Source organism: uncultured Hymenobacter sp., from assembly GCF_964242765.1.
Taxonomy (GTDB): domain Bacteria; phylum Bacteroidota; class Bacteroidia; order Cytophagales; family Hymenobacteraceae; genus Hymenobacter.
Genome location: NZ_CAXTBM010000007.1, coordinates 86,748 through 112,987, shown reverse-complemented (window position 1 = coordinate 112,987; position 26,240 = coordinate 86,748). Strand labels below are relative to the sequence as shown.

Here is a 26,240-nt window from a genome sequence, read left to right as displayed (position 1 = left end):
TTGTTGCAAATATACGTGATTCCGCCTTTCCCATGCTCCCGATTTCGCGCCTGGTTTACTGTTCCGCTTTCTTGTTACTGGTGCTACTGACCGGCTGCCAGGGCCCTGCACCAGCTACGGAGACTCGGCGGGTGTTCCGCTACAATCAGCCCGAATCCCTCTCTTCCCTCGACCCGGCTTTCGCCCGCAACCAAGCCAACACTTGGGCTACTACGCAGCTCTACAATGGGTTGGTGGAGTTAGATGACAGCCTCAAGCCCGGTCCTTCCGTGGCGCGCCGCTACGAAATCAGCGCCGACGGCCGTCGCTATACGTTCATGCTCAGGTCTGATGTGCGCTTTCACGATTCCGATGTATTTCCCGGTGGCAAAGGCCGGCGCGTAACGGCCCAGGACTTTGTTTATAGCTTCACGCGGCTGCTCGATGGGGCTACAGCCAGCCCCGGCGGCTGGATATTCCGGGGCAAGGTGCTGGAAAATGCCAAGAGCGAGCCTTCGGATACTGCTTTTGTGGCCGTGAATGATTCCACGTTACGCATCCATTTAAAGGAACCTTTCATTCCGTTCTTGGGAATGCTGACGATGCCTTACGCCTACGTGGTGCCGCGCGAGGCGGTGCAGCGCTACGGCAAGGACTTCCGGGAGCACCCGGTAGGCACGGGGCCGTTCCTGTTCAAGGAGTGGGACGAAGGCAACGCCATTATTTACCACCGCAACCCGACCTACTGGAAACGCGACGCTCAAGGCCAGCGCCTGCCCTACGTTGATGCGGTGCAAATCAGCTTTATTCAGGACCGCAAAACCGAGTTTCTGACGTTTCAGCAAGGTAAGCTAGACTTCATCAGCGGCATCCGCTCCGGTTCGCGCGACCTAATTTTATATCCGGATGGGTCGGTACGCGAAGATTTCAAGGGTAAGTTTCGCTTACAGAAAGTACCGTACCTGAATACCGAGTACATCGGCATGCAGCAGGACCTCACCAATCTGCGCGGCGACAACGCCGAAACCGGCCGTGCCCTGCGCGACAAGCGGGTGCGGCAGGCGCTGAACTACGCCCTCAACAAGCCCGAGTTTCTGGCCTACTTCATCAACAACATTGGGCTGCCGGGCAATTCGGGTTTCGTGCCGGCTTCCCTGCCGTCTTTCAGCGCCAAGCTGGTGCCGGGCTACACCTACCAGCCCGACAAAGCCCGCCAACTGCTGCGTGAGGCCGGTTACGGGCCGAACAAGCCGTTGCGCCTGCGCCTAAGCACGGTAGCCGAAAGCAAGGAATACTGCGAGTACTACCAGAAGAAATGGGCCGAAGTAGGCGTGCAAGTGGAGATAGACGTCAACCAAGGGGCCGCCCACGGCGAACTAATCGACAATGGCCGCGCCGCCTTTTTCACTCGCAGCTGGCTCGGCGATTATCCCGACGCGGAAAATTATCTGGCTCTTTTCTATAGCCCCAACTTCGCGCCCGCTGGTCCCAACAAAACCCACTTCAAAAACGCCGCCTACGACCAACTCTACGAAAAGGCGAGGCTCGAGCAAAACCTAGAAAAGCGCTACGACCTCTACCGGCAAATGGACCGCATGGTGGTAGCAGAATGCCCAGTTATTGCCGTGTATTATGATGAAGTGGTGCGCCTCACGCAAAACAACGTGCAAGGCCTCACCCCAAACCCCATGAACCAGCTGGTATTAGAGCGGGTACGCAAGGACTAGCTTTTGGAGAGGGGCTAGGGGTGAGGTCCCCCCGGCACACAGGATGCTACAGGATGCGCAGGCGCCGCACGCTGTCTACGTTCGATGACGCTATCCAGTACGAGGCTGGTTTAGAAACCCATTTCATCCGCGTATGAACCGCAACTACATTTTGGTGCTGTGTGGCTTTATCTTGCTGTCCTTTACTACTATGCTTCAGGCAGCTGAACCGGAACCAGCTTGGGTCAAAGAGACGGGCGCCAAATCTTTTCCGACCAAAAAACAGGTTTTCAACGTGAAGTCGTACGGCGCGAAGAGCGACGGAAGCACACTTTGCACGCGCGCCATTCAGGCGGCTATTGAGGCTTGTGCAGCCAAAGGCGGCGGTTCGGTGACGTTCGAGCCGGGGGTTTATCTTACGGGTTCAGTGTTCCTCAAGAAAGGCGTCAACCTGATTATCGGGAAGGGAGTGGAGCTGAAAGGCAGTCAGGATATCAAGGACTATCCGGAGATAGACACCCGTATTGCTGGTATTGAAATGAAGTGGCCGGCGGCGCTACTCAATTGCCTTGGCCAGGATAATGCGGCCATTACGGGTGAGGGCATTGTGAATGCGCAGGGCAAGCCGTTTTGGAATTTCTACTGGAATCTGCGCCGGGAATACGAGCCCAAGGGCTTGCGCTGGATTGTAGACTACGATGCCAAACGGCCGCGTACCGTGCTTATTTCCGAGTCGTCCAACATCACGCTGAAGAACCTAACCTTGCAACAGGCCGGGTTCTGGACGGTGCAAATTCTTTATTCCCGGCAGGTAACCGTGGACGGCATTATTGTGCGCAACAACATCGACGGGCACGGGCCCAGCACCGATGGCATCGATGTGGATTCCTCGTCCTACGTGCTGATACAGAACTGCGATATTGATTGCAACGACGACGATTTCTGTTTGAAAGCGGGCCGGGATTGGGACGGACTACGCGTGAACCGCCCCACGGAGTACGTAGTGATTCGGAACTGCGTGGCGCGGGCCGGCGGCGGGCTGCTTACGCTCGGCAGCGAAACGTCGGGCAGCATCCGGCATGTGTTTGCCACGCATCTGACGGCTAATGGCACCGGCAATGGCATGAACATCAAATCGGCCACCACCCGCGGGGGCACGGTGGAGGATGTGCACTTTCAAAACATCACTATGAACGGGGTTGGCAATGTATTGCAGGTGACCTTGAACTGGAATCCGAGCTACAGCTACTCGAAGCTGCCGGAAGCCTACACCGAAGCCAGCCTGCCCGCACACTGGAAAAAGATGCTAACCAAAGTAGAGCCAGTTGAAAAAGGCATTCCGCATTTTAATTCCATCTACCTCTCCGACATCGTAGCCAAGGATGCCAAGCGGGCAATCTATGCCGTTGGCTTGCCCGAGTCGCTCTTAACCAACTTTCAGTTCAAGAACATTCAAATAGAGGGCGCTGCTGCCGGCAGTATTGCCTATTCCCGCGGCTGGCACTTCGAAAACGTCAGCATCAAAACAAAAGACGCTTCCACGCTGAAGGTAGAGAATTCAACTGGTATGGAAACCGTGAAATAGCTACCGCTCGTTGGAGGCACCAAGGCTGTTAGTTATCTGCTTTTCGATGTAATCGAAGAGGTTTTTCAAGTCCGCGGGCACACCTTCTTCGGCGGTTACGGTTTTGGCCGGGCCACCAACTGGGCTGATGGTGAGACTGGTGGCCGGCAGGTCGCTAGCGCCTAAGGTGTAGCGCTCGGGCAACTCCGTGAAGTGCAGGACCCGGGCTTCGTCCAGAATCGTTTTAACAGTGGCAACTGGCAATTGCAGTTCCCGCTTGCCTTCTACCGGGGCATATTGGAACCCTTCGTAGCGCATGCGGCCATCGGCGTAGATACGGGCTTCGTAGTGCGGGCAGCGGCCAAAGCAGGGCGTTTTGCGGAAGACAATAACCGGAGCGGCTTCGGTTGCTGGCTTGCTGGCAGCAGTATTGCCCTTTGCTTTTTGCTTGGTAGCGGCCTTCGCGGCCTTAGGTGCTTGTTGGGCCTGCGAGGCGCAGCCAGTAAGTGAGGCAACTAACAGGAGGAAAGGCAGAAGACGCATCGGATACACGGAAAAAGGATTGCCGAGCAAGTTTCAAAAAACGGACCGGATTCCGCCTTTCAACTAAAAGCCCTGCCGTCAGTTGACGGCAGGGCTTTTGGTTGGTTAAGCTGCTGTGCTGTTACGAGCGGCGCGTTGGCTTTTTGGGCTTCGGCTCCACCGAGGCCGAGGTGCCTTCGTCGCCTTTGCGGGTTTGGGCGTCGCGCTCCTGGGCAGTCCGCATGGCATCCTGGAGGCGGGCCGAGAAGCCGCCGGGCTTTTTGTCTTTGTTTTTGACTTTGTTGGCGTCGAGTTGCGCCCGAATCTTGGTGTCGTCTACCAAGCGACGGGTAAGAGCCTGCTGGCCAAGCGTTACCACGTTGGAAACGAGGTAGTACCAAGTCAAACCAGCCGCAAAGCTGTTCAGCACGAACATGAAGACCACCGGCATCAGGTAGCTATAGAACTTCATCGGGCCCTGCATGGCGGCCGGGTTCATCTGATTGCTCTGCCAGGTCATCACCAGCGTTGAAATGGTCATGAAAACCGTGAACAAGCTGATATGGCTACCCAGAAACGGTATCTCGAACGGCAGCCGAATGGGGGAGTCGTAGGTGCTCAGGTCTTTGGCCCACAGGAACGGCTCTTGCCGCAGCTCAATAGCGTTGGGGAAAAACTGGAACATGGCAAACAGAATCGGGATGGTGAGCAGCGTGGGTACGCAACCGCTAAGCGGACTTACTCCGAAAGCGGAGTAAAGCTTCATGGTTTCCTGCTGCGCCTTCATCTGGTCGTCGCCAGCCTTTTCCTTGATGGCGTCGATTTCCGGCTTTAGCACTTTCATGCGGGCCTGCGACACGTAAGTTTTGTAGGTCAGCGGCCAGGTCACGAGCTTGATTAACACCACAAGCAGCGCGATGATGATGCCGTAGCTGGAAATGAACTTCTCCAACACGTGGAACACCGGCAGAATCACGAACTGGTTCACCCAGCGGAACACGCCCCAACCCAAGTACACGTTGCGGTCGAAGCCAGGCGCTACTTCCTTCAGCATGCTGAACGAGTTGGGCCCGAAGAAATAACGGAAGCTGGCCTTGCCCTGCTGCGCATCAGCGGCCGGAATGCTGAGCGTCGAACTCAGCGTCTTGATAAACGTGCTATCCGCCACGTCAACCGTCGACACAAACTTGCCGTTCGGGAACTGGTTGTTGGCAATAATACCCGCCACGAAGAAGTCGTGCTTGTGGGCTGCCCACTTCAACGGCTCGGTGATACTTACTTCCTCAGGCTTTTCCGAGGCCTCGGCCAAAGAACCGTGGTCGTCGTTGGCGAGGTAATGGTTGATGGTGGTATGGTTGCGGTTCTGCTTGAGGTCCTGCTCGGTCTGGCGCACCCGGTCCACGAAGGTGAACGTGAGCGGCTCCTGCGACATAGCCTGTTGCAAACCCGTAAAGCGCAAATCGTACGCTATTTCATACGTGTTGTCGAACAGAGTATACACCTGCTCGATCTGGCCGCCGGCCACGCTGGCCACGAAGCTCAAGCGCTGGCCTTTTTTGTCGCCTTCCGTTACCGGCTGCGGCGCGCTAGGCTGGAAATACAAGTCCGATAAGCGGACCGTCTGGCCGCCAACCGTGCGGAAACGAGTGTCAATTTGCGCACTCTGCGCATCAAAAAGGTCTAGCGGTTTGCCGAAGAACGTTTTGTACTTGCTGAGGCGCACGGCCTCCGGGCGGCCACCTTTCGACGAAAAGGTGACGGTGAGGTTATCGTTCTGCAATTGCACCTGCTGTGCGGTGCCCGTAGCGGCGCCGGCAAAAGCGCCCAACGTGCGGGCAGCGGCTGCCGAATCGAGCGGAGCAGCGGGGGCAGTAGGAGTGGTAGTACCCGGCTTAGCGCTGGCGGCAGTGGTAGGCTTGTCGGCCGGTTTCTCTTTGGGCGGTTCGGGCTTGAAGAAATACAGGTAGACGAGAAGCAAGGCCGCAATTAGAAATAGGCCGGTTGCTGAATTTTTGTCCATTCAGGTAAAAATGAGGGCACTAGAGAGTGTGAAGTACTGGCGTCCCCTTCAAAAATCCGGCGACGCTACCGCAAAGGTCGGACTTGTCAGGCGAATATTTGCGAGTCGGCGTTTTTGTCAGGCAAAATCCAGAAAAAGAACATCATGCTGAGCGCAGGCGCAGCCGGAGTTGAGGCATCTTGCGTGCTGATGGTGTAGCGCTATAAACACTACCACACTAGCGAGATACCTCGACTCCGGCTGCGCCTGCGCTCAGCATGACGTTCCTGATGTCTCACCTCAAACCTTCCGGTGCTGGATAGCGGCTTTCACGAACCGCACAAACAAAGGGTGCGGATTTTGGACGGTACTTTTCAGCTCGGGGTGAAACTGCCCGGCCACAAACCACGGGTGGTTAGGGAGTTCCACCACTTCCACTAGCCCAGTGGCCGGGTTGATGCCCGAAGGCACCATGCCCGCATCCTCGAATTGCTTCAGGAACTCGTTGTTGAATTCGTAGCGGTGGCGGTGCCGCTCGCTGATGTGGTTGCGGCCGTAAGCTTTGGCGGCTTTCGAGCCGCGGCGCAACTCGCAGTCGTAGGCCCCGAGGCGCATGGTGCCCCCTTTTTGGGTGATGTTTTTCTGCTCTTCCATCATGGCAATGACGGGAGCCGACGTCTGGGGGTCCATTTCCGTGGAGGAAGCTTCCTTCATACCCAGCACATTGCGCGCAAATTCCACCACGGCCACCTGCATGCCCAAGCAAATACCGAAAAACGGAATGTTGTTTTCGCGCACGTGCTTCACGGCCAGAATCTTGCCTTCAAACCCCCGTTCTCCGAAGCCTGGGGCTACCAGCACGCCATCAACGCCGTGCAGCAACTGCGCGATGTTGTCTTCGTTGATGTGGTCGGATTGAATGCTGCGCACGGTCACCTTGCACTCGTTTTGGGCGCCGGCGTGCACGAAGGCTTCATTGATGGATTTGTAGGCATCGGGCAGCTCCACGTACTTCCCAACCAGCGCAATCGTAACTTCCTCGGTCGGGTTTTTGAGGCGTCCCAAGAAGTCTTTCCACACCTCCAGATCGGGCTGCTGGGTGCCGCCGGTTAGCTTTAAGCGCTTGATTACCCGCTCATCGAGTTGCTCTTTCAGCATCAAGAGGGGCACGGAGTAGATGCTGTCAGCATCCAGGCTCTCGATGACGGAATTGATTTTGACGTTGCAGAACAGCGCAATCTTACGGCGCATTTCGGCCGGAATCGGGTATTCGGAGCGGCACACCAAGATGTCGGGTTGCAGGCCCGCTTCGCGCAAGTCGCGCACGGAGTGTTGAGTGGGCTTGGTTTTCAACTCGCCGGCCGCCTTCAGGTAGGGCAGCAACGTGAGGTGAATAACCAGCGAATCATTCGGGGGCAGTTCCCACCGCAGTTGGCGCACAGCTTCCACAAAAGGTAAGCTCTCGATGTCGCCGATGCAGCCGCCTATCTCGGTGATAACTACATCGAACCGGTCGTCTTCGCCGAGCAGCAGCATGCGCCGCTTGATTTCGTCGGTGATGTGCGGCACTACTTGCACCGTCTTGCCGAGGTAGGCGCCTTCGCGCTCCTTGCTGATGACGTGGTTGTAGATGCGGCCCGTCGTGACGTTGTTGGCCTGCGAGGTCGGCACGTTCAGAAACCGTTCGTAGTGGCCGAGGTCGAGGTCGGTTTCGGCCCCGTCATCGGTTACATAACATTCGCCGTGCTCGTAGGGGTTGAGCGTACCGGGGTCGATGTTGATGTAAGGGTCAAACTTCTGGATGGTGACACGGAAGCCGCGGGCTTGCAGCAGCTTAGCTAGAGAGGCCGAAATAATGCCTTTACCTAACGAGGAAGTCACTCCACCGGTGACGAAAATGTACTTGGCCGTTGCAGCCGTGGGGGTAGGGGTTCGGTCTGGCATAACGGGAAACAAAGTTAGCGGATATATCCGGGGCAGCCCACGAAACTTTGTGCTACGCGCGAGAATGAGCTACCGCTTTGCCTCTTTCGCCAAATTCCTGCTCGCATTCCACTACAAATAGCTAAGCCACGATCAGCACACAAGCTCCTCTCAATCGAGAGGAGCTTGTGTGCTGATCGTAGCCTAATCTTACTTCGTTATGCCTGCTTCGGCTCGGGGCCACGAAATACGTCGGTGCCTTGCACTGGCGTAAGTTTCACGGGTTTTCCTTCGCGGGCTGACTGATAGATGGCCTCCATAATGCGGTGGTCCTGCAACCCTTCCTCACCGGGGGTGTGCGGAGGCTTGTCGTTCATGACACATTCGGAAAAGTGGTCCATCTCGGCGGCAAATTGGTTTTTTGGCGAGATGGTTATTTGGTTCTGCATTTTGGCCGGTCCTTCGGCGTGCGACGTTTGCAGCCTCTGGCCGGTGTAGGCGTAGGCGTTGTCGAGGTGCATCCAGCCTCGTTCGGTGTTCACGCGGTAGAAGCGCGAGTCGTGGGTGTTGTAATGCGTGATACTGTCGACGGTGATGCCACCGGGGAAGCGCATCTGCCACGACATGGCCTCTTCAATTTCCTTGAACAGCGGATTGCCCGGCGTGCTATACGAGTAAGCAAACACCTCCGTAGGCTCGGTGCCGAGCAGGAAACGGCTGGTATTCAGGCAGTAGAGGCCAATATCGGGTAAGGCGCCGCCACCCGCCAAGTCCTTTTTGTGGCGCCAGTGCTCGGGGTTGGCCGAGCTTTGGCTGTTTTGCGCTTGGATGTATTTGGTCTTGCCAAACTTGTTGTCGCGAATCATGTCGCGCACCAGCCGGTTGTAGGGCTCGTACTGAATCCGGTAAGCCACCATCAGCTTTTTGTTGGCCTTTTTGCAGGCGTCAATCATAAGCTGGCACTCGGCGGCGGAATTAGCCATGGGCTTCTCGCACAGAATATGTTTGCCGGCTTGCGCGCCCCGTACCGTGTATTCGGCGTGCATGGAGTTAGGCAATACAATGTAAATAACCTGCACCTCCGGGTTGTCCTTGAGCTTGTCGTAGTTTTCGTAGCTGTAGCAGCTTTCAGGCTTGATGCCGTACTGCTGCGCCACCTTCTTCAGCTTTTCCGGCGAGCCGCTCACTAGTGCCACGGGCTTCGACTTTTTACACTCGCCGAAAGCCGGCAGCAACTCTTCCAGCGTGAGATGCCCTAGGCCTACCAGAGCGTAACCCACTCGCTTATCGGGCGGCAGCGGGGTGGGCGTGGGTCCCGACTCCGGGTCCACGTTGGATTTCCAAGCTTCTAGCTCGATGGGTTTGTCTAGTTCACTAGGCACCTTGGCCGGAGGCGAAACGGCTTCCGACGAAGGCACTTTTTGCCCATCGGAAGCGGTGTAGATAGTAGACGCATCGACCTCTGAAGCTGGGGTGCCAGTGGTAGGAACGGCGGCTACTGCCTTGCCGGTGCCATCCGATTGACAGCTAGCCAGCGTGCCAGCAGCTACTCCTACCGCCAGCCCGCGGCCCGCTAAGGATAAGAACTCTTTGCGTGATACTTCCTGGCCAGCATGGCGCAGCACAGTGTTGAGTAGTTCGTTGGTGAAGGACATAGAAAGCAAAAGCTAAAGGATCGACATACCATAGCATACTCCTAGCTGCAAGTGAGGTTGCGGTACGGCGGGCATCGAGTCGGAATTGCCATTATATTATAGGTCAGCACAATAGCCTGCTCTGGTGCGCGCGTAACTGTCGGTAACCTTTGGGTATTCGTATGCCTGGCAAAAGGATGGTTCCACTTACGCTTCGCTTAGGATAACCGTATTCGGCCAGATAGGGCTCTGACCTTGTTTGGACACGGATAGGAAGTGAATTCGGGGCTGGGAAATTACGGCGTGGAAGAAAGTTGAAAAGTGCGGTGCTTTTGCTGATGTTGCGGGACTTTTGCCTGTTAATGTCTTAGATGTCGGTTTTTCTGATTGTTGGTCGTGCCCTGTTGGTGGACGTGTTGTTGAATGTACTTGGGTTGCCAGCGCGGGCGCAAGTGGCACCGGCCCCCGCAGCTCCCGCAAGTTTCGTGAACCCGCCGTGGTTAACGCAACTGCTCCAAGATTCGCCGGTGTTGCGGCAGCACAATGTGGGCGTGTGTGTTACAGATGCGGCTACCGGAGCCAAGGTTTATGAGTTGAATGCCGACAAGTACTTCACGCCGGCCAGCATCATGAAACTGTTCAGTTTGTACACGGGCCTGCACATGCTCTCCGACTCGTTGCCTAGCCTGCGCTACGTGGTGCGCCACGACTCCCTGATCTTTTGGGGCACCGGCGACCCTACCTTGCTGCACGGCGACGTACCGAGCCGCCGAGCCCTGGATTTCTTGCGCACCCGCCCCGAAAAGCTGTTCTACGCCGAAATCCCCAACGTAACTGCCTATGGCCCCGGCTGGACTTGGGACGACTACAACTACTACTACCAACCCGAAAGAGGCCCCTTCCCCGTCTACGGCCACACGGTGCGCTTCTACGCCACTGCCAGCCAGCCCCGGCCCCGCGTATACCCGCGCTTCTTCCGGCCACTAACCGAAGCCGTTCCCGCTGGTACGCCCAACCCCACCGACGACCACGTGCGCCGCCCAGAGCTAGAAAACCGGTTTGCTTTCTTCCCCATCACCAAAAAATGGGTGGACGAAACGCCCTTCCGCACCAGCCCGAGTCTGCTGCTGCAACTGCTGCAAGACACCCTACACCGGCCCGTGTTACCTATGCCGTTTCGCCTGCGTTCCCAAGATAGCGTACGGGTGCTCAACGGGTTACCCGTAGACTCGCTGTACCGCCGCATGTTGCAGGTAAGCGACAATTTTCTGGCCGAGCAGCTCTTGCTTATGTGCTCCAGCCGCTTAGGACAAGACTCGCTGAGCACCAGCCGTCCCATTCGGGTTATGCAGACCCTGTTTCTGGCCAACCTGCCCGATGCGCCCCACTGGGTGGACGGCTCGGGCCTTTCGCGCCTCAACCTCGTTACGCCCCGCACCATGGTGGCGCTCTTGCTGAAACTCCACCAGGAGGTGCCCGAAAAGCGCCTGTTGAGCTTGCTGGCCACTGGTGGGGGCCATGGCACCCTCCGCCGCGTGTACCGCGACCCACGCGGCCCGTGGCTGTGGGGCAAAACCGGTACGCTCACCAACAATCACAACCTGGTAGGCTACCTGCGCACCCGCTCGGGCCGGCTGCTGGCCGACAGCTTTATGAACAACAACCACGGAGTGGAAACAAGCGAGGAACCGAAAGAGACAGAGGGGGTCCTGACCCACGAACGGGAGCGGCTGTAGCTTCATCCTAACGACGCTGGACATCGTATTTTCCCCGTCAACTCTCGCCATGCAGCCCATCATCAAAACCCGCCACAAAGCTGAAGAAACACAGCGCCGCTACTACTGGAGCCTGCCGCCGTACGAGCAGTTGGTGCCGGCCATAAAACTTAACCGTCAGGCACAGGCTATCTACGCTGCCAACCCGGCCAATTTGCCCCTGGAATCTACTTTCGCTGATGGAAGACGAGTACTTAAATCTGCTACGCCTATTCCACTAGAGAGCGTTGAGTAGGTGGTAGGCGGGTATGCCTCTGATTCTAAGGTGATATTGGTAAGTCCACTAACAACTTCGTGGGGTTCAGCCATAGACAATTCGACTAACTGCTTGCTTCCGGCTTCTTGACAATAGCACAGTAATGATATTCTACGCGCAATGTATTTTGCCCCTGATACTCTAGCAGCTGTAGCGCTTATTCGTCATAATTGACACGCTACCGACGCTTGCGCCGATGCCTGGCCATTTTCCTGCGAGCTTTTCCGAAGAGATACGCTCTAATCAATGACAACGCAATAATGAAACCACCAAAGGAGTACAGCATTTGAGGAGAGCCGCTTTGCCGATTGGAGCGCTTATCAGCATAACTGAACTCTTTAACTCCATTATATTCCATCAATAAGCCACAGATAATAAAAAAGCACCCTGCAAGGATACTCAGGACGTAGCCATTACTCAGAAGTTTTTTCAGATTTACAGTAACGGTAGAAAGCATCACTTATCCCTTAGTACAGCACCCGAAACTTAATCGTGTGCTCCACTTTGCGCAGTTCCCCGATTACTTCTTGCTCGTACTGCTTGTCGATGTCGGTTATCACGTAACCGATGTGCTCGTTGGTTTTCAGGTACTGACCGAGGATGTTGACGTGGTGAGCGGCCAGCACGTTGTTGATGCGGGCCAGCACGCCGGGCACGTTGTGGTGAATGTGGATGAGGCGATGCGCCTGCTGCACGGGCAGCTGAATGTTGGGAAAATTGACACTCTGCTGCGTGTTGCCGGTGTTTACGTACTGCATGATGCGCTCCGGCACGAACTCGGCAATGTTGCGTTGGGCCTCGGCCGTGCTACCGCCGATGTGGGGCGTGAGCAGCACGTTGGGCAGGCCGCGTAGCTCGCTCTCGAAGCTCTCTTGGTTGGTTTTGGGCTCGTAGGGAAACACATCCACGGCGGCACCGCCGAGGTGGCCGGAGCGGAGCACATCGGCCAGTGCCGCCAGGTCCACGATGTGGCCGCGGCTGTTGTTGAGCAGCAGTGCGCCGGGCTTCATCATGGCCAGCTCGGTGGCCCCAACGAGGTTAGTGTTTTCCTTGCGGCCATCTACATGCAACGTCACCACATCGGCTTGGCGCAGCAACTCTTCCAGCGTGCGGCACTTCACGGCGTTGCCAAGTTGCAGCTTTTCGGTTACGTCATAGTACACCACTTTCATTCCAACGGCCTCAGCTACCACCGACAACTGACTGCCGATATTGCCATAGCCTACAATGCCGAGCGTTTTGCCTCGGATTTCAAACGAGCCCTTCGCCGACTTGTCCCACTCGCCGCGGTGCATCTTGGGGTTTTTGTCGGGGATGCGGCGGGCCAGCATGATAATTTCGCCTAGCGCCAACTCCACTACCGAGCGGGTGTTGCTGAACGGGGCGTTGAACACGGCAACCCCACGTTTCATGCAGCCGGTTAAGTCAATCTGGTTGGTGCCGATGCAGAACGCGCCCACCGCAATCAGGCGGTTGGCGGCTTCCAGCACGCGGGGCGTGACGTTGGTTTTGCTGCGGATACCCAAGATGCTGACGCCTTCGATGTGCTGCACTAACTCGTCCTCGTCGAGGCCCCCAGGAATGGTTTCCACTTGGTAGCCTTCCTGGCGGAACAGTTCGGCGGCCCGGACATCGGGGTTTTCGAGTAGCAACACGCGGATGCGGTTTTTGGGATAGGAGAGGGTCATGGGAAGCTTGTTCTGATAAAGAAATTCGTCGAAGGAAGGCAGCACTTCGTCGGCGCGGGCCACCACGGCGTCGCGGGTCACGTTTTCAGTGAAGGCGTAGAAGCGGTTGGCCAGGCCGGCTTCCCGGATCTGGTAGTCGGTGTAGCCGTCACCGAGCACGTACACATCACCAGTGAGGTCGAGCTGGCGGAGCTGCTCGATTTTGCCCCCGTCGCGGCTGAGGATGTTGTTGGCGTCGAAGCCGTTGATGCTGCCGTCGGTGGCGTAGGTGAACGTGTTGGCCAGCACGAAATCGGCGGCAATACCATACTCAGCCACTACGGGCTCGATGAACTCCCGGAAGCCGCTGCTCACGATGTACACCCGCCCCCGAAACTGCTCGAAAAAGCTGCGGTTGCGCGCTATGCTCTCCGAGACCTTGCCTTTGAGCCGTTCCACCAGCGGCGCCAGATGCCGCTGATGCGCGGGCAGTAGAGCCAAACGCTGCTTCAACGATTCCGAGAAATTCAGCTCTCCGCTCATGCCCCGATCAGTAAGGGCACGAATGGCGCCGACTACTTTCTCTCGGTCCGGGTGGCCTTCCAGGGCAATATCCGCTAGTTCGTCGAGGCCTTCTACCTGCGTGAACGTACTGTCGAAGTCGATGATGAGGTACGGAAGCGGCGGTTGTGGTTCGGGCATAGTGAAGGCAAGGTAGGATAGATTCCCTTGTCTGTCACAGATGAAAAATCATTTTCAAGCAGAAAAATGCTTGTTATTAGCTGAAATCAAACCTCATAGAACTCCAGCGGTAGCCCGTCGGGGTCCTGAATGAACGTGAAGCGCCGGCCGGTAAACTCATCGACGCGGATAGGCTCCGAGGCGACGCCGTGAGCATCTAATCCGCGCACGGTGGCATCTAAGTTAGGTACGGCGAAGGCCAGGTGGCGCAACCCAGCGGCTTCGGGGTGGCTGGGGCGGGGCGGCGGCTCGGGAAAGGAAAACAACTCAATCACATATTGCCCCTGCAAGGCCAGATCTAGCTTCCACGACTGCCGCTCGGCGCGGTGCACTTCCCGAATAATCTCCAGGCCCAAAACTTCGGTGTAAAACCGCTTGGACACTGCGTATTCCCGGCAAATGATGGCGATGTGATGAACGTGGAGTAGGCCAAGCATACGTGGTTGGGGCGATGGTGAAAGGTGTCAGCAGGCAGATAATGTTTGCAAGAGCAGTTGCAAGCGCCCGTGAAGTTAGGCAAGACAAACAGGCTATGCCCCTAGGCCAGCTTGGGGTAGCTACGGTTCCTAGGTGAAGGTAAGCCCGGCCAACCTCCGCCGCATCAATTTCAGGCCGTATCAGTACACCCGTGTAAACGACAAGAATCAACTACACAAGTATGGCACGGCGGCAGGAGAAAGATTTTGTGTTGAAATCAGTAACGATTCAGGACACCGATGAGAACGGCGTGGAGACCTTGGCCATGCAAACCAACGCTGGCCTGATTACGGCCCGCTTGCATCCGGCCGGACCTGGTGCCGCCGCTGTAATCTGGGTTGGCGGGTCCGGCGGCGGACTCGATGGACCAGCGTGGGGCATGTATCCGCGGCTGGCCGGACAGCTGGCCGCGCAGGGTATTGCCTCGTTGCGCCTGCACTACCGCAAACCCAACTACCTCGAAGACTGTGTGGTCGATACCTTGCTTGGCGTGCAGTATTTAGTGCAGCAGCGCGGCTACGGAGCTACTGCGTTGGTAGGTCATTCGTTTGGCGGCGCCGTAGTAGTGAGTGCCGGAGCCCTCAGCCACGAGGTAGTGGCCGTGGTAGCCATGAGCAGCCAAACCTACGGCACCGACTTAGCGCCGTGCGTTAGTCCGCGGCCCCTGCTGGTGCTGCACGGCACGGCCGACGAAATCTTATCGGACGCATGCTCCCGAAACATATACGAGCGGGCGTTGGAGCCGAAGGAAATTTTGCTCTACCCCGGTTGCCGGCACGGGCTGGATGAATGCCGGGACCAAGTAGATGCCGATGTGGTTGGCTGGCTGGGCAAGCAACTATCCGCAGCTGCTACCGCCGCGGAGCAGCTATAGCTGGCGGGCTGCTACGCTAGTCGTTTGGCGGTACTGGCTACCAGCCAATTATCGTTCTGGCACACGGTGCACCGGGCGGTGCCACGCGTCAGCTCTTGCACGTGGCCGCACAGGGTGCAAGCATGCAGGCCCTCTGTCTTGACTTGACGGGGCGGGTGCATCAGGCCCTCGGGCAAGATAGGCAGGCCTGGCCGAACGTCTTGGTCTTCGAAAAAGAAAGCGCTAAAGTTGCCAGTGGCCTCCACGTAGACCCGGCGCACCTGGCCGAGGTGCTCCACTTGCTGCTGCCGTAGCTCGCCAAACAATTCTTTGTGGGTGAGCTTCTGCTTATTGAAGTTGGAAAGATTAATCTCACCATTTTCTATTAGAAGCACCGGTGTCCCTTCCAGCCAATCGCTGAAGGCGGGGTATTTTTCGGTGAGACGATTAAACGCCAAATAAAGGCCCGAAACCATCACGAACACTACCAGTACGTGCAGCATGGGCACGTCGTCGTAGAACATGGCGTCGCCAGCGGCCGAGCCCAAGGCCAGAATAATGCTTAGCTCGAAGATGGACAGTTGTCGCACGCCGCGCCGCCCGGTTACGCGCAATGCACCGATCACCAGCAGGTACGTTATCAGGCAGCGCAGGGCTATTTCCAGCAGATAGAGGGGGGGCGCGTTATCAGATAGAAAAAATCTATTCCAATCGAAGGGTTCAACAGGGGCTGCGAGAAGCATACGTAGTCAGGCCAGAAAGTGAAAAGCGCGAAGGCGCAGGGTTTCCTAACGCAACAAGTTGCTGTTCAGTTAGGCAATCTGTAAACTAGGCTGTGATACTGGCGGTTACCAGACGGCTTTTCTACAACTCGACCATAGGCAAAATCATATGCTGCGTGGTGACCGTGAAGCCTTGAGCAACCCAAAACTGTTGCGCCGCTGGGTTGGCTATGGCTACCTGCAATTCAAGGTGGTCGGCGCCCTGAACGGCGAGCCAGGCTTTGGCTGAATTGAAAAGGGCCCGGCCCATACCTTGCCGGCGGTGCGATTCTTCGACAATGGTTTCGGCAATGTAGCCGCGGCGGTGAAAGTGCATGCCCCGGCTCCCGATCTGGTAGGTGGCTACCAGCAAACCGGCCAATCCGCCCGGCTTTTCCACCACAAAAATGCGGGTGTACGACTCGTAGAGCCGGTCGCGCAGCAGGCGTCTTAGTTCCGCTTTGGCGGCCCGGTGGTAGCCAAAGACGGGGTGGTAGGCTTGGTGCATTTCCATCAGTTCGCACCACAGCCGGTACAGCTCGTCGAGGTCGTGGGAAGTAGCTTCGCGGATGATCATACAAGGTGGAGCAAGGACGGGCCTTGAGTAGGCAAACAAGTGAAAGTAGGGCGGCAAATGCTAGTTCGCAAACTGGCATGTGTGTCGTGCCAGCTCCAAATGAAACGGAAACTGTATTTTTCGTGAAAAGAGCAGGCGCGTAACTATTCACGGCTGGCCAGAATCCCGTGGTCATGCTACTGCCGTTGACCCGATGAAGGGCACAGTGCCCACTACGCCAGAGTTGCATTGAAAACGCCAGTACCCGAATCGAGTACTGGCGTTGAAAGAATGGGCATGACCGTTGAAACTAGCCGCAGCTAATCAGGGGAAAGGTTAGGCGCTAGCTTTAGCTAATTCTTGCAAATCCTCGGCGCTCAGCGTCAGTTCCGTGGCGCGTAGCAATTCCGTTACCTGTTCGGGGCTGGTGGCACTGGCAATGGGTGCGGTAAGACCGGGCTGCGCTATAATCCAGGCTAAAGCTACTTGGGCGGGTGTGGCTTGCTGGCGGGCGGCTACCGCGTCGAGGGCGCGCAGAATGGTAAGGCCTTTTTCGTTGAGGTATTTTTGGCCGACTCCCCCGCCGCGGGCGCTTTTCTGAAGGTCGGCTTTCGTGCGGTATTTGCCGGTGAGAAAGCCTGCTGCCAAGCCGTAGTAAGGAATCACGCCAATGTGGTGTTCCTGGAGCAGGGGCAACAGTTGCTGCTCGAATTCAAGCCGGTCGTAGAGGTTATAGAGCGGTTGCAGCGACTCGTAGCGCGGGAAGTTATGGGCGGCGCTAGCCGTTATTGATTCGCGCAGGCGCTCGGCCGTGAAGTTGGAAGCCCCAATCGCGCGGACTTTTCCTTCTTTCACTAGCTGCGCATACGCTTCCAGCGTTTCCTCGACGGGCACCGTTGGGTCGTCTTTGTGCGACTGATAAAGGTCGATATAGTCGGTTTGGAGGCGTTTGAGGGAGTGTTCCACGGCGCGCAGAATGTAGCTTTTGGCCAGGCCTTTGTTTTCGGGATTCACTTCCCAGCCTACTTTGGTGGCAAGTACCACGTCGTTGCGGCGCCCGCGCTGCTTGAGCCACTTGCCGATAATCGTTTCCGATTCGCCGCCCTGGTGGCCCGGCACCCACACCGAGTAGCCATCGGCAGTGTCAATGGCGTTGCCGCCCCCTGCCACAAAAGCGTCCAAAATCTTGAAGGAAGCAGCTTCGTCGGCCGTCCAGCCGAAGACGTTGCCGCCCAGCATGAGCGGCGCAATATGAAGGCCCGAGCGGCCTAGTTCTCGTTGTTGCATACTGAATAGAATGAAGTAAGCTACTCACCAGAGTGGCCAGAACACGCTATCAAACTGCAAATACGGCATTGGGTTATGGTAAATTCGGAAATAAATAGCCCTGAAAGCAGGCAGCCAGTATTTGGCTGTTTGCTTTCAGGGCTGCGCCTTACCTGAAATTCAAAGAAATTGAACTGCTAACTGAAGCGGATGTACTTATGGCTTGCGGTCCTCGCGCCGGACAATAACGGTGTGCTCTAGCGGCAGATCCAGGTGAAGCAGATAAGGTTCGAGGCAGCGCTGATTGGTGAACGTGCGGAAGAAATCGAGTTCCGGGCACGTCTGTTCCATCCATAGTTCACAATAAAAGGTGCCCATGTGATAGAGATTTATGCTATAGTTGCCTTCCGGCCGACCGGCCAGGTAAGTTCCGTTGCTGAATAAGTAGCCGCATTGCTCCTCAGCCGGTAACGTAAGAAATTCGTGGTGAGTCAGTTTCATGGTCGCGAGATTTGGAGTGCCCAATCGTTGTTGCATTCTTCGTACCATATAGCAACAATGCCATAACCTATCATTAAACCAAGCAGCTAATTCTTTTTAATCAAGCAGTTAGGCCACGGAGTTAATTTCGCTCTTCGCACAGTTTTTGTTCCAAATTGAGAGGAAATCTATTTTTGGGATTCCCAATATGAGCTGGCCTTAGGCGTCTGTTCTTGAAGCTCGTCCGCAAACAAGAACATCTGATTCCGTAAAAAATTAGGCCAAGCCAACCAAAGAAGTAGGTGGAAGGAGCGCTTTGGCAGTAAGCAAGAATAGCCGCCGCTCTTTTAACTTGCTGCGCCTTCAGGCCTTACCTTATGCAGCTTCTCGTTCTAATTTCCCTGCTCCTAGTGCGCCTGGGAACAGCGCCCGCGCCGATTATAGTGGAGCGAAATTTCCAACAGTATTTCAGCCGGTACGGTGTGCAGGGTTCGTTTTTGCTTTATGATGAGCAGGCCGGCCGCTTCACCGCCTATGACCTGAAACGGTGCCGCCAAGGTTTTTTGCCGGCCTCTACCTTCAAGATTCCCAACACCCTTATCGGCTTGGAAACAGGCATAATCAAGGACACCAGCCAGGTGATGAAGTGGGACGGCCAGAAGCGCAGCTTTCCGCAGTGGAACGAAGACATGACGTTGGCCCGCGCTCTGCGCGTTTCGTGCGTGCCGTGCTACCAGCAGATAGCCCGCCGCGTGGGCGCCAAACGCTACAATCAGAAGCTGCCGAAGCTGCAATTCGGGCAAATGCGAGTCACGGAAGCCACCGTTGACAGCTTCTGGCTCACCGGTTCTTCGCGCATCACGCAGTTCGAGCAAATCGATTTTTTGCGCCGTCTGCACGCCAACCGCCTGCCCGCCACGCGGGCGCATCAGCAGATAACCAAGGCCCTACTGCAACTTAGCCGCACGCCTAGCTACCGCCTCTACGGCAAAACCGGCTGGACTGGTCGGGCGGTTGGCATTGCCACCCCCGTCGATAATGGCTGGTTTGTAGGCTGGCTGGAGCGTACGGATGGCCGCACGTTTTACTTTGCCCTCAACGCCGAGCCCCAACCCGGCCGCACCGTCGCCGACACCAAGTTCGTGGCTGGCCGCCGCGCTATTACCGAGGAAATATTAGCAGAGCTGAACCTGCTGTAGAAGTTACCTTACACCCGTTCCAGCACCCGCCAGCCGTGCGGCAAAACCGGCAGTTCCGACCCGGCGTGCAGCTCTAATTTTTCACCACTGAACACGTCGTAATAAATGCCGCTAGCTTCCGCTGGTAGCGTAAGTTGCTGAGGAGTAGGCGCTATGTTGATGGCGGCAAGCACGGCTGCTTCCTCATGGCGGCGGACGAAGGCGTACACATCGGGGACAGTAGGCAGGCGCTCGAAGTAACTTTCTAAGATGCCATTGTGCAAGGCAGGGTGGCGCTTGTTGAGTTGCAGGAGCTTGGTGTAGAACTCCTGAAGCGGATAGTCTTGCCACTCTATCGGGTCGCGGTCGAAGAAAGCCAACCGCTTTTGCAGCGCCGCTTCCTGGCCGCTGTAAACGAGCGGCATCCCCGGCAATAGGGCAGTCAGAACCGCGAAGGGTAGGGCGTTGGCGCCGAGGCGCTCGTACTCGGTGCCGTCCCAACTGTTCACGTCGTGGTTGCTGGTGAAGTGCATCAGGTACACACTAGGCGGGTATTTAACCCGTTCGGCGGCCAGGTACACGTCGATGTCGTGGAGCGGCTGCTTGTCTTCGGCAATGTGGTCGAGCAGGTAGTGCAGGCGCAACCCAAACGTCATGTCGAAGGCTCGTTCGAGCAGGCGGGTGTTGCCGTTGAATTCCTCCCAACTCAGGCCGCCCGAGGGATACAGCTCGTCCCATTCGGCCAGCATGAAAACGGGTTTCACTTGGTCTAGCTCTTGGCGGGCGGCATCCCAAAAATCGGTGGGTACCAGGCCGGCCACGTCGCAGCGGTAGCCATCGATGTCGGCCTCGCGCACCCAATACAGCAGCGCGTCGGTCATGTAGCAGCGCAGGGCCGGCTGGTGGTAGTCGAGGTCGATGACGTCGTGCCAGTCGGGAATGGGCGGCACGAAATTGCCGGTTGCGTCGCGGGTGTACCATTCCGGATGCTCCGCCACCAGCGGATTGTCCCAGGCGGTATGGTTGGCCACCCAATCAAGCAGCACATAAAGGCCTAGGGCGTGCGCCGCTTGCACGAGGTGGCGCAAATCATCGAGCGTGCCGAACTCCGGGTTCACGCCGTAGTAGTCCTGCACCGCGTACTGGCTGCCCAACGTGCCCTTGCGGTGGACGACGCCAATCGGGTGAATCGGCATCAGCCAGATAATGCCCACGCCCATATCCGCCAGCCGTGGCAAGTGTGCTTCAAAAGCTTGAAATGTGCCCTCTGGCGTGTACTGACGCACATTCACCTCGTAGATGCTAGCGTGTGCCGCCCACGCCGGGTGCTGTACTTGAAATAGATGCGAGTCGGGATGCAGAGCAAAATTAGGCACAGGGTGGAAGCTTTTTTCGAGGGAAGTAAAACAGCGTACGGCTACGCTGGAAGGTTGCTATCGTTTGGCTTGCCGCTCTAGCGTTCCAGCATCAAAACCGGATAACATCGGTGTCGATGGGCGTGTAGCCTAGTTGGCGGCTCATGCTCAGCAACTGGCCTTTGTGATGAAACTCGTGCGTGAGGGCATGCGTGAACAGCGCCAGCGGTGTGAGCGTCAATGGCTCGGGGCGGCTAGGAACCACAAACTGGGTTGCCGCTTGCCACTGCTCCCCGACCTGCGTACAGTAAACAACTACCAACTGATCAACCTCCTGAAAAAGTTGACGCACTGCCTCCACACCAGGAGTAGCAATTGGGTCGAAGGAGGAGCGAGGTTGGCCCTGCGCCACAACACCCAGCCAGTGCTGATAGGCGTTGGCGACGTGCACCAGCAAGTCGCGCAGGCTGCTGTTGTTGAAGGCCGGCACGGGAGCAGTGAAGTCGGTTGGTGTTAGCGTGGCGCAATAGTCGAGCAGCGCGGCGCGGGCGCTTTGCACCAAAGCATACTGAGCGAGAAGGAGGCCGACCATTAAGTGAGTGAAAATAGAGGTGGCTGTTTTACGCTGGAAGTAGCAACATATAACGAGCATCATGCTGAAAAGGAACGTCCTGCTGCGCTGGTCGAAGCATCTCGCCCGTGTAATAAACCCTGACGCTTGTGCAACGATTCAAGTGAGATGCTTCGACCAGCGCAGTAGGACGTACGGGGTAAACAATGTCAGCAACGATGGTAGTACCACCCTCAACCCACGTTGCTTAAAGCGCGGAATTGGTCTGAGGAACTAGCGTGCTAGCCTTGTAATTCTAGTAGGGTATCTTACGCAATGAGGGCTGTAGACAAATAGTAGCGTAAGATTTAAGCCTTTGCTTTTACTTCTGCCGGGCGGCCCAGGCGTCCATTTTTCGTTCGAGCACGGCCAGGGGCATGCTGCCACCGGCCAGTACTTCATCGTGGAAGGCGCGCAGGTCGAACTTGGAGCCTAGCTGTTTGGCGTATCGGTCGCGCAGTTCGCGCAGCTTGAGGGCACCGGTTTTGTAGGCCAAGGCTTGGCCGGGAATGGCCATGTAGCGCTCAATTTCGGCGGTGGCGCCTTGTTCGCTGATGGGTTCGTTGTCTGTCATGTACTTGATGGCTTGTTCGCGGGTCATGTTTTTGGCGTGCATGCCCACGTCCACCACCAGGCGGATGGCGCGGTGGATTTCATCGCCCAGCGCCCCAATTTTCTGGTACGGGTCCTGGTACAGGCCTAGTTCCGGCCCCAGACTCTCGCAATACAGTGCCCAGCCCTCGCTGAATGCAGGATACGAGGCAAAGCGGCGGAATTTAGGTAAGCTGGTGTTTTCCTGCTGCAACGACAACTGGTAGTGGTGTCCCGGAATGGCCTCGTGCGCAAACAACGACTCCATGCACGAGGTGGTGTTGAACGTGGTGGCATCGAGAATGGGCACGTAAAAAATACCCGGCCGCGAACCGTCGGGCGTGCCGCGGTTGTACTCGGCTGAGGCCGTGGCGGCCCGGAAGGCTTCGGTTTGCCGAATCTCGAACGGCGACTTCGGCGTGCGGCCAAACAGCTTGGGCAGGTTGGGCGAGATGCGGGCCTGAATGGCGCGGAAGGCGTTGAGCACGTCTTCGGGCGTTTTGTAGGGCGTGAACTTGGGCTCGGAATTCAGGTAAGTGAAAAAGGCCGGCAATTCACCCTGGAAGCCTGCTTGCTTCTTGACGGCTTCCATCTCGGCCCGAATGCGCTTCACCTCGGCAAGGCCAGTTTGGTAGATGGCGTCGGGGGCGCGGTCGGTGGTCGTCATCAGCTGCACGTTGTAGCTGTACATTTCGGCGCCGCCGGGCACGGCGGCCAGGCCGGTGCTGGTGCGGGCATTGGGCAGATACTCGGTTTGCAGGAAGTCGGCCAGCTTGCGGTAGGTAGGCACCAGCTGAGTAAGAATAGCCTGCTGGTAGGCAGCCGTAAGCCTCGTTTTGTCGGCCGCCGAAAAGCTGGCCGGCAGCCGCGTAACAGGACCGTAGAAGAGGCTCTTGGTGGCGTCAGGGGTGATTTGGGCTTGTAGTTGCGGCACCATTTTCAGCACCAGTACCCGCGGCAGCACCACCCCCGCCTTCATGCCCTGCCGAAAGTTGCTAACGGCCGAGTCGGCCCAGACCGGAAACTGCCCGACGCGCTTCAGCCAGTCGTCGTAATCTTTCACGGTTTTGAAAGGCTGCGCGCCCGTGCCGGCCCCCAACTGACCGAGCGTGTTGGGCAAGCTGTAGAACTGCGCAAACGGCATCATCCAGCTGTTTAGCTTCAGCCCGTTGAGCCGGCTTTCCATTTCGTACTGAAAAATGTCGTAGCTCACTTGGTCTTCGGCCGACAGCTTGCTTTGGTCGAACTTCTGCAACGACGCCAGGTACTGCTGGTAGAACTGTTGCTGCCGTTGCCGAAAGGCGCGGGTTTGGTCGTTGGGCAGCTGGTCGTTGTAGCGGTAGTCACCTTGGCTGGTAGCATTGAGCGGAAACAGCTTGGCGCGGTCTTCCCAGTAGGTGTCGAACAGGGTAGCCAGAGGCGCCGACGCCGTAGTGGAAGCGGATGCTATGGTTTTAGTGGCCGGCGCCGGTTTCTTAGCTGATTGGGCCGTAGATAGTCCGGCTGGCAAGCACAGAGCTGCTAGCAGGGCAAAGGAGGTTGTTTTCATCGATTATGGGCGTGCGAATGAGGGAGGCAAGCTACGCCTTTCGCGGCAACGCTCGAAAACGGCAAGCGAATTTTGTAAGTGAAAAACCCGCGTAACAACAGCACTGCCCGGGTTTACACACCAGCAAACAAGCCGCCAAGCTACCTAATCGAACAACCGCTTAGCGGCTACTCCACAATCGGGGTGATTGGAAGCTGTTTTGCTGGCGTGTATCTAGTGGGTGCTTAATACGAATGCTGCGTCGTCACCTACTCACCTAAAACCAACTTTTCTGCTGCTCTGGCAACCGCTCGTATACCCGGTAGCTGTGCGGGGTTAGGAGCATCTTTGAAGTGGAGCCCAGCCGTACGCTTTGCTCGGTAAACAACTCTCGAAAATTTCCTGACTCTAGTTCGCGCATCACCAACTCATGCGGCTTGTTGTCTAGGTTGAGGGCAACTAGCACCTCTGCGTCGTCTTTGCGCCGCACGAAGGCGTACGTGGCCGTGCTGGCATTAGCCGGTAGCCGCCCAAACTCGCTGCACGGGTCGCCGTTGCGTAGGGCTGGGTGAGTTTTCTTGAGTTGCAGAAGCTTGGTATAAAACTCTTGCAACGGGTAGTCGCTCCACGCAATGGTATCCTTGTCGAAGAAGCGCAGGCGCTTTCTCAGGGCGGCTTCCTGGCCGCTGTACACCATGGGCATGCCGGGCAGCAGGGCCGTCAGCACCGCAAAAGGCAAAGCGTTTTTACCAAGCCGCTCGTATTCGGTGCCGTCCCAGGTGTTCACGTCGTGCGAGCTGGTGAAGTTCATTAGGTAAACCTGCGCGGGGTAGCGCCGGCGCTCATCGGCCAAGTAGTTGTCGAGGTGGGCGGTGGTTTTCTGGCCTTTGCCGATGCTGTCGAGGAGCGTGTGGTGCCGCAGGCCGTAGGTCATGTCGAAGGCCTTTTCCAGCAGCTTGGTATTGGGGTCGAATTCCTGCTTGGAAATAAAAGTTGGCGGGTACAGCTCGTCCCACTCGGCCAGCATAAACACCGGCTTCACCTTTTCCAACTGTTGGCGAGTGTCGTTCCAGAAATCGGTGGGCACCAAACCCGCAACGTCGCAGCGGAAACCGTCGAAGCCCGCTTCGCGCAGCCAGAACACCATGCTTTCCGTCATGTAGCGGCGCAGGTCGGGCTTGCTGTAGTCGAGGTCGATGACGTCCTGCCAATCGGCGACGGGTGGCCGGAAGTTTCCTTGCTTGGTTTTGGTGAACCACTCCGGATGCTCCTGGGAAAGCCGACTGTCCCAGGACGTGTGGTTGGCCACCCAATCCAGAATAACGTGCATGCCCCGCTTGTGGGCTTCGTCAACGAGGTGGCGCAGGTCGGTCATGCTCCCAAACTCCGGGTTAACAGCCCGATAATCCTGGATGGAATACGGGCTACCCAAGGTGCCTTTGCGCTTGAGTTGGCCGATGGGCTGCACCGGCATCAGCCACAAAATACCCACTCCCATTTCCTGCAAACGAGGCAGGTGGGCCTCGAAAGCTTGAAACGTACCCTCCGGCGTGTACTGCCGGATATTTACCTCGTAGATGCTAGCGTTGCTGGCCCAGGCCGGGTGCCGAATGGTATAAGCCTCTGGTACTGCGGGTCCACACTCAGCGGCCGTGCCAGCGCCGTTTTGGGTGCAGGAGGTCAGCAGCGTCAGCAGGCCGCTTAGAAAGCAAACAAAGGATTTCGACATGCTGAAATATACTCCTTTGTTGTCGGCACCACCCCAACCTTCGGCAAGAGGCGTGGCGCTAAACAGGTCGGTGCGACGGGTTGGCACGGTTGGGGTCGTAGTTGATGCCCCCAAACCAATACAGCATCAGGGTGCGCGAGTAGCGCAAGCTCAGCGGCGTGAGCAGCACCGACACTACCGCTACGCTCACAATATACACCCACGTATCGGGGTCGTTGAGCAGGAAATACACGGCAAACCCTACCACCAGCATAATACCCGTCGAGAAAGCAAAGCTGATGTACATAGCACCCCAGTAGAAGCCGGGCTCCGGCTCATAGGCTTGGCCGCACACCGAACAAGCCGCGGGCATATCAGCGAACTTGGTAAGGTTGAAGGCCGAATACGTGAACAGCCGACCTTGGTGGCAGCGTGGGCAGCGTTGCTGCAACGCCGCTATCGTCGAAGAATCTGTTGCTGACATGGGATGAACACTAAAGTGTGTTTTGCTACTACCCTTACTACTACGTCTAAAAAAGGCAAAGAAGCTAGGTTTACGGTGCGAATTTAGCGCCTGGGTTAGCCCGCAAAGCCTGTAGCGCTATTCCCTGGCGCTTCACTCGTCGCCGAAATTACGTAGCCGCTTCTTGCTGGCTTCGTAGCTTAGAATGGCCGGAACGTAGAACGTAACATCGGCCAGCAGCTTGGCCAGCACAACGCCGGCCCCGAAACTGCCGAGCCAGCGGGGCAGGTAATACAGGAGCGCCGGCCTGATAAGCAAACTATCCAGCACCTCGGCCGGCCCGAACTCCACGGCCAATGCCCGCACATTGCGCCCAAAGATGCGGCGCGTGTACGGCCGGTTCTGGGCGCGGCAAGCGCGTCGCGCAGCCTGCATATCCTGTCCCAGCAGGTAACCGAAATACGCCACGTTGCCCGCCCAGGTGCCCGCCAGCGCGGCGCTCAACTCACTGTGCGTGTTGTGCAGCGCCAGCCAGGCACCCACCAACGTGGCCGCCATCGATAGCACTTCGGCGGGCAAATACCGGCGCAACCATTCCCGGATTTTCTGTTTCATGCAAGCCAGGTGCGAGACACTAGAGAAACCACT

The 26,240-nt window shown here is 57.1% G+C and carries 22 protein-coding genes; 6 read left to right on the top strand and 16 right to left on the bottom strand.

The window, feature by feature from the left end; all coding sequences use genetic code 11:
• Window positions 1-32: 32 nt before the first annotated feature.
• Both ACFE7X_RS04710 and ACFE7X_RS04705 read left to right on the top strand, forming a co-directional pair.
• Window positions 33-1,706, top strand: a complete 1,674-nt coding sequence (locus tag ACFE7X_RS04710; protein WP_375434510.1) for an ABC transporter substrate-binding protein — start codon at window positions 33-35, stop codon at window positions 1,704-1,706.
• Window positions 1,707-1,839: 133 nt separating this feature from the next.
• Window positions 1,840-3,270, top strand: coding sequence for a glycoside hydrolase family 28 protein (locus ACFE7X_RS04705; protein WP_375434509.1), 1,431 nt, complete (start codon window positions 1,840-1,842; stop codon window positions 3,268-3,270).
• Here ACFE7X_RS04705 and ACFE7X_RS04700 read toward each other — a convergent pair whose 3' ends face one another.
• The 4 genes from ACFE7X_RS04700 to ACFE7X_RS04685 form a co-directional block, all read right to left on the bottom strand.
• Window positions 3,271-3,792, bottom strand: coding sequence for a DUF6438 domain-containing protein (locus ACFE7X_RS04700; protein WP_375434508.1), 522 nt, complete (start codon window positions 3,790-3,792; stop codon window positions 3,271-3,273).
• 121 nt (window positions 3,793-3,913) lie between these two features.
• Window positions 3,914-5,791, bottom strand: a complete 1,878-nt coding sequence (gene yidC, locus ACFE7X_RS04695) for a membrane protein insertase YidC (RefSeq protein ID WP_375434507.1) — start codon at window positions 5,789-5,791, stop codon at window positions 3,914-3,916.
• A 279-nt stretch (window positions 5,792-6,070) separates the two neighbouring features.
• Window positions 6,071-7,714: a CTP synthase gene (locus ACFE7X_RS04690; protein ID WP_375434506.1), complete on the bottom strand. Its 1,644-nt coding sequence runs from the start codon at window positions 7,712-7,714 to the stop codon at window positions 6,071-6,073.
• A 197-nt stretch (window positions 7,715-7,911) separates the two neighbouring features.
• On the bottom strand, window positions 7,912-9,348 hold the full coding sequence (locus tag ACFE7X_RS04685; RefSeq protein WP_375434505.1) for a Gfo/Idh/MocA family oxidoreductase: 1,437 nt from the start codon (window positions 9,346-9,348) through the stop codon (window positions 7,912-7,914).
• 350 nt (window positions 9,349-9,698) lie between these two features.
• On the opposite strand from ACFE7X_RS04685, the gene ACFE7X_RS04680 reads away from it, so the two are divergent.
• Both ACFE7X_RS04680 and ACFE7X_RS04675 read left to right on the top strand, forming a co-directional pair.
• On the top strand, window positions 9,699-11,063 hold the full coding sequence (locus ACFE7X_RS04680) for a D-alanyl-D-alanine carboxypeptidase (RefSeq protein ID WP_375434504.1): 1,365 nt from the start codon (window positions 9,699-9,701) through the stop codon (window positions 11,061-11,063).
• A gap of 49 nt (window positions 11,064-11,112) precedes the next feature.
• Window positions 11,113-11,337 carry a hypothetical protein gene (locus ACFE7X_RS04675; protein ID WP_375434503.1) on the top strand — a complete coding sequence of 75 codons (225 nt, stop codon included), beginning with the start codon at window positions 11,113-11,115 and terminating at the stop codon, window positions 11,335-11,337.
• A gap of 488 nt (window positions 11,338-11,825) precedes the next feature.
• On the opposite strand, the gene serA is transcribed toward ACFE7X_RS04675, so the two are convergent.
• Both serA and ACFE7X_RS04665 read right to left on the bottom strand, forming a co-directional pair.
• Complete coding sequence (gene serA, locus ACFE7X_RS04670; protein ID WP_375434502.1) at window positions 11,826-13,727, bottom strand: phosphoglycerate dehydrogenase; 1,902 nt, start codon at window positions 13,725-13,727, stop codon at window positions 11,826-11,828.
• Window positions 13,728-13,813: 86 nt separating this feature from the next.
• Window positions 13,814-14,203 carry a VOC family protein gene (locus ACFE7X_RS04665; RefSeq protein WP_375434501.1) on the bottom strand — a complete coding sequence of 130 codons (390 nt, stop codon included), beginning with the start codon at window positions 14,201-14,203 and terminating at the stop codon, window positions 13,814-13,816.
• Between the two features lie 221 nt (window positions 14,204-14,424).
• Here ACFE7X_RS04665 and ACFE7X_RS04660 point away from each other — a divergent pair, with 221 nt between their 5' ends.
• Window positions 14,425-15,117, top strand: a complete 693-nt coding sequence (locus ACFE7X_RS04660) for an alpha/beta hydrolase (protein ID WP_375434500.1) — start codon at window positions 14,425-14,427, stop codon at window positions 15,115-15,117.
• An 11-nt stretch (window positions 15,118-15,128) separates the two neighbouring features.
• Here ACFE7X_RS04660 and ACFE7X_RS04655 read toward each other — a convergent pair whose 3' ends face one another.
• From ACFE7X_RS04655 to ACFE7X_RS04640, 4 genes are all read right to left on the bottom strand, one after another.
• A complete protein-coding gene (locus ACFE7X_RS04655) occupies window positions 15,129-15,839 on the bottom strand; it encodes a DUF421 domain-containing protein (protein ID WP_375434499.1) in 711 nt (236 codons plus the stop codon).
• 121 nt (window positions 15,840-15,960) lie between these two features.
• The gene (locus tag ACFE7X_RS04650; protein WP_375434498.1) at window positions 15,961-16,434 is read right to left on the bottom strand and encodes a GNAT family N-acetyltransferase; all 474 of its coding nucleotides are present in this window, start codon (window positions 16,432-16,434) and stop codon (window positions 15,961-15,963) included.
• A gap of 315 nt (window positions 16,435-16,749) precedes the next feature.
• A complete protein-coding gene (locus ACFE7X_RS04645; protein ID WP_375434497.1) occupies window positions 16,750-17,700 on the bottom strand; it encodes an aldo/keto reductase in 951 nt (316 codons plus the stop codon).
• Between the two features lie 195 nt (window positions 17,701-17,895).
• Complete coding sequence (locus ACFE7X_RS04640) at window positions 17,896-18,180, bottom strand: hypothetical protein (RefSeq protein ID WP_375434496.1); 285 nt, start codon at window positions 18,178-18,180, stop codon at window positions 17,896-17,898.
• A gap of 356 nt (window positions 18,181-18,536) precedes the next feature.
• Between ACFE7X_RS04640 and blaOXA the strand changes: the two genes are divergently transcribed.
• Complete coding sequence (gene blaOXA, locus ACFE7X_RS04635) at window positions 18,537-19,358, top strand: class D beta-lactamase (protein WP_375434495.1); 822 nt, start codon at window positions 18,537-18,539, stop codon at window positions 19,356-19,358.
• A gap of 8 nt (window positions 19,359-19,366) precedes the next feature.
• Here blaOXA and ACFE7X_RS04630 read toward each other — a convergent pair whose 3' ends face one another.
• The 6 genes from ACFE7X_RS04630 to ACFE7X_RS04605 form a co-directional block, all read right to left on the bottom strand.
• Entirely contained in the window at window positions 19,367-20,713 is a 1,347-nt protein-coding gene (locus ACFE7X_RS04630; RefSeq protein ID WP_375434494.1) for an alpha-amylase family glycosyl hydrolase, read from the bottom strand.
• A 91-nt stretch (window positions 20,714-20,804) separates the two neighbouring features.
• Window positions 20,805-21,284 carry a DinB family protein gene (locus ACFE7X_RS04625; RefSeq protein ID WP_375434493.1) on the bottom strand — a complete coding sequence of 160 codons (480 nt, stop codon included), beginning with the start codon at window positions 21,282-21,284 and terminating at the stop codon, window positions 20,805-20,807.
• A gap of 340 nt (window positions 21,285-21,624) precedes the next feature.
• Window positions 21,625-23,442 (bottom strand): DUF885 family protein, encoded by a 1,818-nt coding sequence (locus ACFE7X_RS04620; RefSeq protein WP_375434492.1) that lies wholly within the window; start codon window positions 23,440-23,442, stop codon window positions 21,625-21,627.
• A 256-nt stretch (window positions 23,443-23,698) separates the two neighbouring features.
• Window positions 23,699-25,237 (bottom strand): alpha-amylase family glycosyl hydrolase, encoded by a 1,539-nt coding sequence (locus ACFE7X_RS04615; protein WP_375434491.1) that lies wholly within the window; start codon window positions 25,235-25,237, stop codon window positions 23,699-23,701.
• Complete coding sequence (locus ACFE7X_RS04610) at window positions 25,209-25,613, bottom strand: DUF983 domain-containing protein (protein ID WP_375434490.1); 405 nt, start codon at window positions 25,611-25,613, stop codon at window positions 25,209-25,211. The genes ACFE7X_RS04615 and ACFE7X_RS04610 overlap by 29 nt, the downstream gene beginning before the upstream one ends.
• A gap of 132 nt (window positions 25,614-25,745) precedes the next feature.
• Complete coding sequence (locus tag ACFE7X_RS04605; RefSeq protein WP_375434489.1) at window positions 25,746-26,207, bottom strand: hypothetical protein; 462 nt, start codon at window positions 26,205-26,207, stop codon at window positions 25,746-25,748.
• Between the last annotated feature and the right edge of the window lie 33 nt (window positions 26,208-26,240).

Bases quoted from the DNA above. Each gene is read 5' to 3' on its own strand.
- ACFE7X_RS04710 (WP_375434510.1), top strand. From the start codon at position 33: ATGCTCCCGATTTCGCGCCTGGTTTACTGTTCCGCTTTCTTGTTACTG.
- ACFE7X_RS04705 (WP_375434509.1), top strand. From the start codon at position 1,840: ATGAACCGCAACTACATTTTGGTGCTGTGTGGCTTTATCTTGCTGTCC.
- ACFE7X_RS04700 (WP_375434508.1), bottom strand. From the start codon at position 3,792: ATGCGTCTTCTGCCTTTCCTCCTGTTAGTTGCCTCACTTACTGGCTGC.
- yidC (WP_375434507.1), bottom strand. From the start codon at position 5,791: ATGGACAAAAATTCAGCAACCGGCCTATTTCTAATTGCGGCCTTGCTT.
- ACFE7X_RS04690 (WP_375434506.1), bottom strand. From the start codon at position 7,714: ATGCCAGACCGAACCCCTACCCCCACGGCTGCAACGGCCAAGTACATT.
- ACFE7X_RS04685 (WP_375434505.1), bottom strand. From the start codon at position 9,348: ATGTCCTTCACCAACGAACTACTCAACACTGTGCTGCGCCATGCTGGC.
- ACFE7X_RS04680 (WP_375434504.1), top strand. From the start codon at position 9,699: ATGTCGGTTTTTCTGATTGTTGGTCGTGCCCTGTTGGTGGACGTGTTG.
- ACFE7X_RS04675 (WP_375434503.1), top strand. From the start codon at position 11,113: ATGCAGCCCATCATCAAAACCCGCCACAAAGCTGAAGAAACACAGCGC.
- serA (WP_375434502.1), bottom strand. From the start codon at position 13,727: ATGCCCGAACCACAACCGCCGCTTCCGTACCTCATCATCGACTTCGAC.
- ACFE7X_RS04665 (WP_375434501.1), bottom strand. From the start codon at position 14,203: ATGCTTGGCCTACTCCACGTTCATCACATCGCCATCATTTGCCGGGAA.
- ACFE7X_RS04660 (WP_375434500.1), top strand. From the start codon at position 14,425: ATGGCACGGCGGCAGGAGAAAGATTTTGTGTTGAAATCAGTAACGATT.
- ACFE7X_RS04655 (WP_375434499.1), bottom strand. From the start codon at position 15,839: ATGCTTCTCGCAGCCCCTGTTGAACCCTTCGATTGGAATAGATTTTTT.
- ACFE7X_RS04650 (WP_375434498.1), bottom strand. From the start codon at position 16,434: ATGATCATCCGCGAAGCTACTTCCCACGACCTCGACGAGCTGTACCGG.
- ACFE7X_RS04645 (WP_375434497.1), bottom strand. From the start codon at position 17,700: ATGCAACAACGAGAACTAGGCCGCTCGGGCCTTCATATTGCGCCGCTC.
- ACFE7X_RS04640 (WP_375434496.1), bottom strand. From the start codon at position 18,180: ATGAAACTGACTCACCACGAATTTCTTACGTTACCGGCTGAGGAGCAA.
- blaOXA (WP_375434495.1), top strand. From the start codon at position 18,537: ATGCAGCTTCTCGTTCTAATTTCCCTGCTCCTAGTGCGCCTGGGAACA.
- ACFE7X_RS04625 (WP_375434493.1), bottom strand. From the start codon at position 21,284: ATGGTCGGCCTCCTTCTCGCTCAGTATGCTTTGGTGCAAAGCGCCCGC.
- ACFE7X_RS04620 (WP_375434492.1), bottom strand. From the start codon at position 23,442: ATGAAAACAACCTCCTTTGCCCTGCTAGCAGCTCTGTGCTTGCCAGCC.
- ACFE7X_RS04610 (WP_375434490.1), bottom strand. From the start codon at position 25,613: ATGTCAGCAACAGATTCTTCGACGATAGCGGCGTTGCAGCAACGCTGC.
- ACFE7X_RS04605 (WP_375434489.1), bottom strand. From the start codon at position 26,207: ATGAAACAGAAAATCCGGGAATGGTTGCGCCGGTATTTGCCCGCCGAA.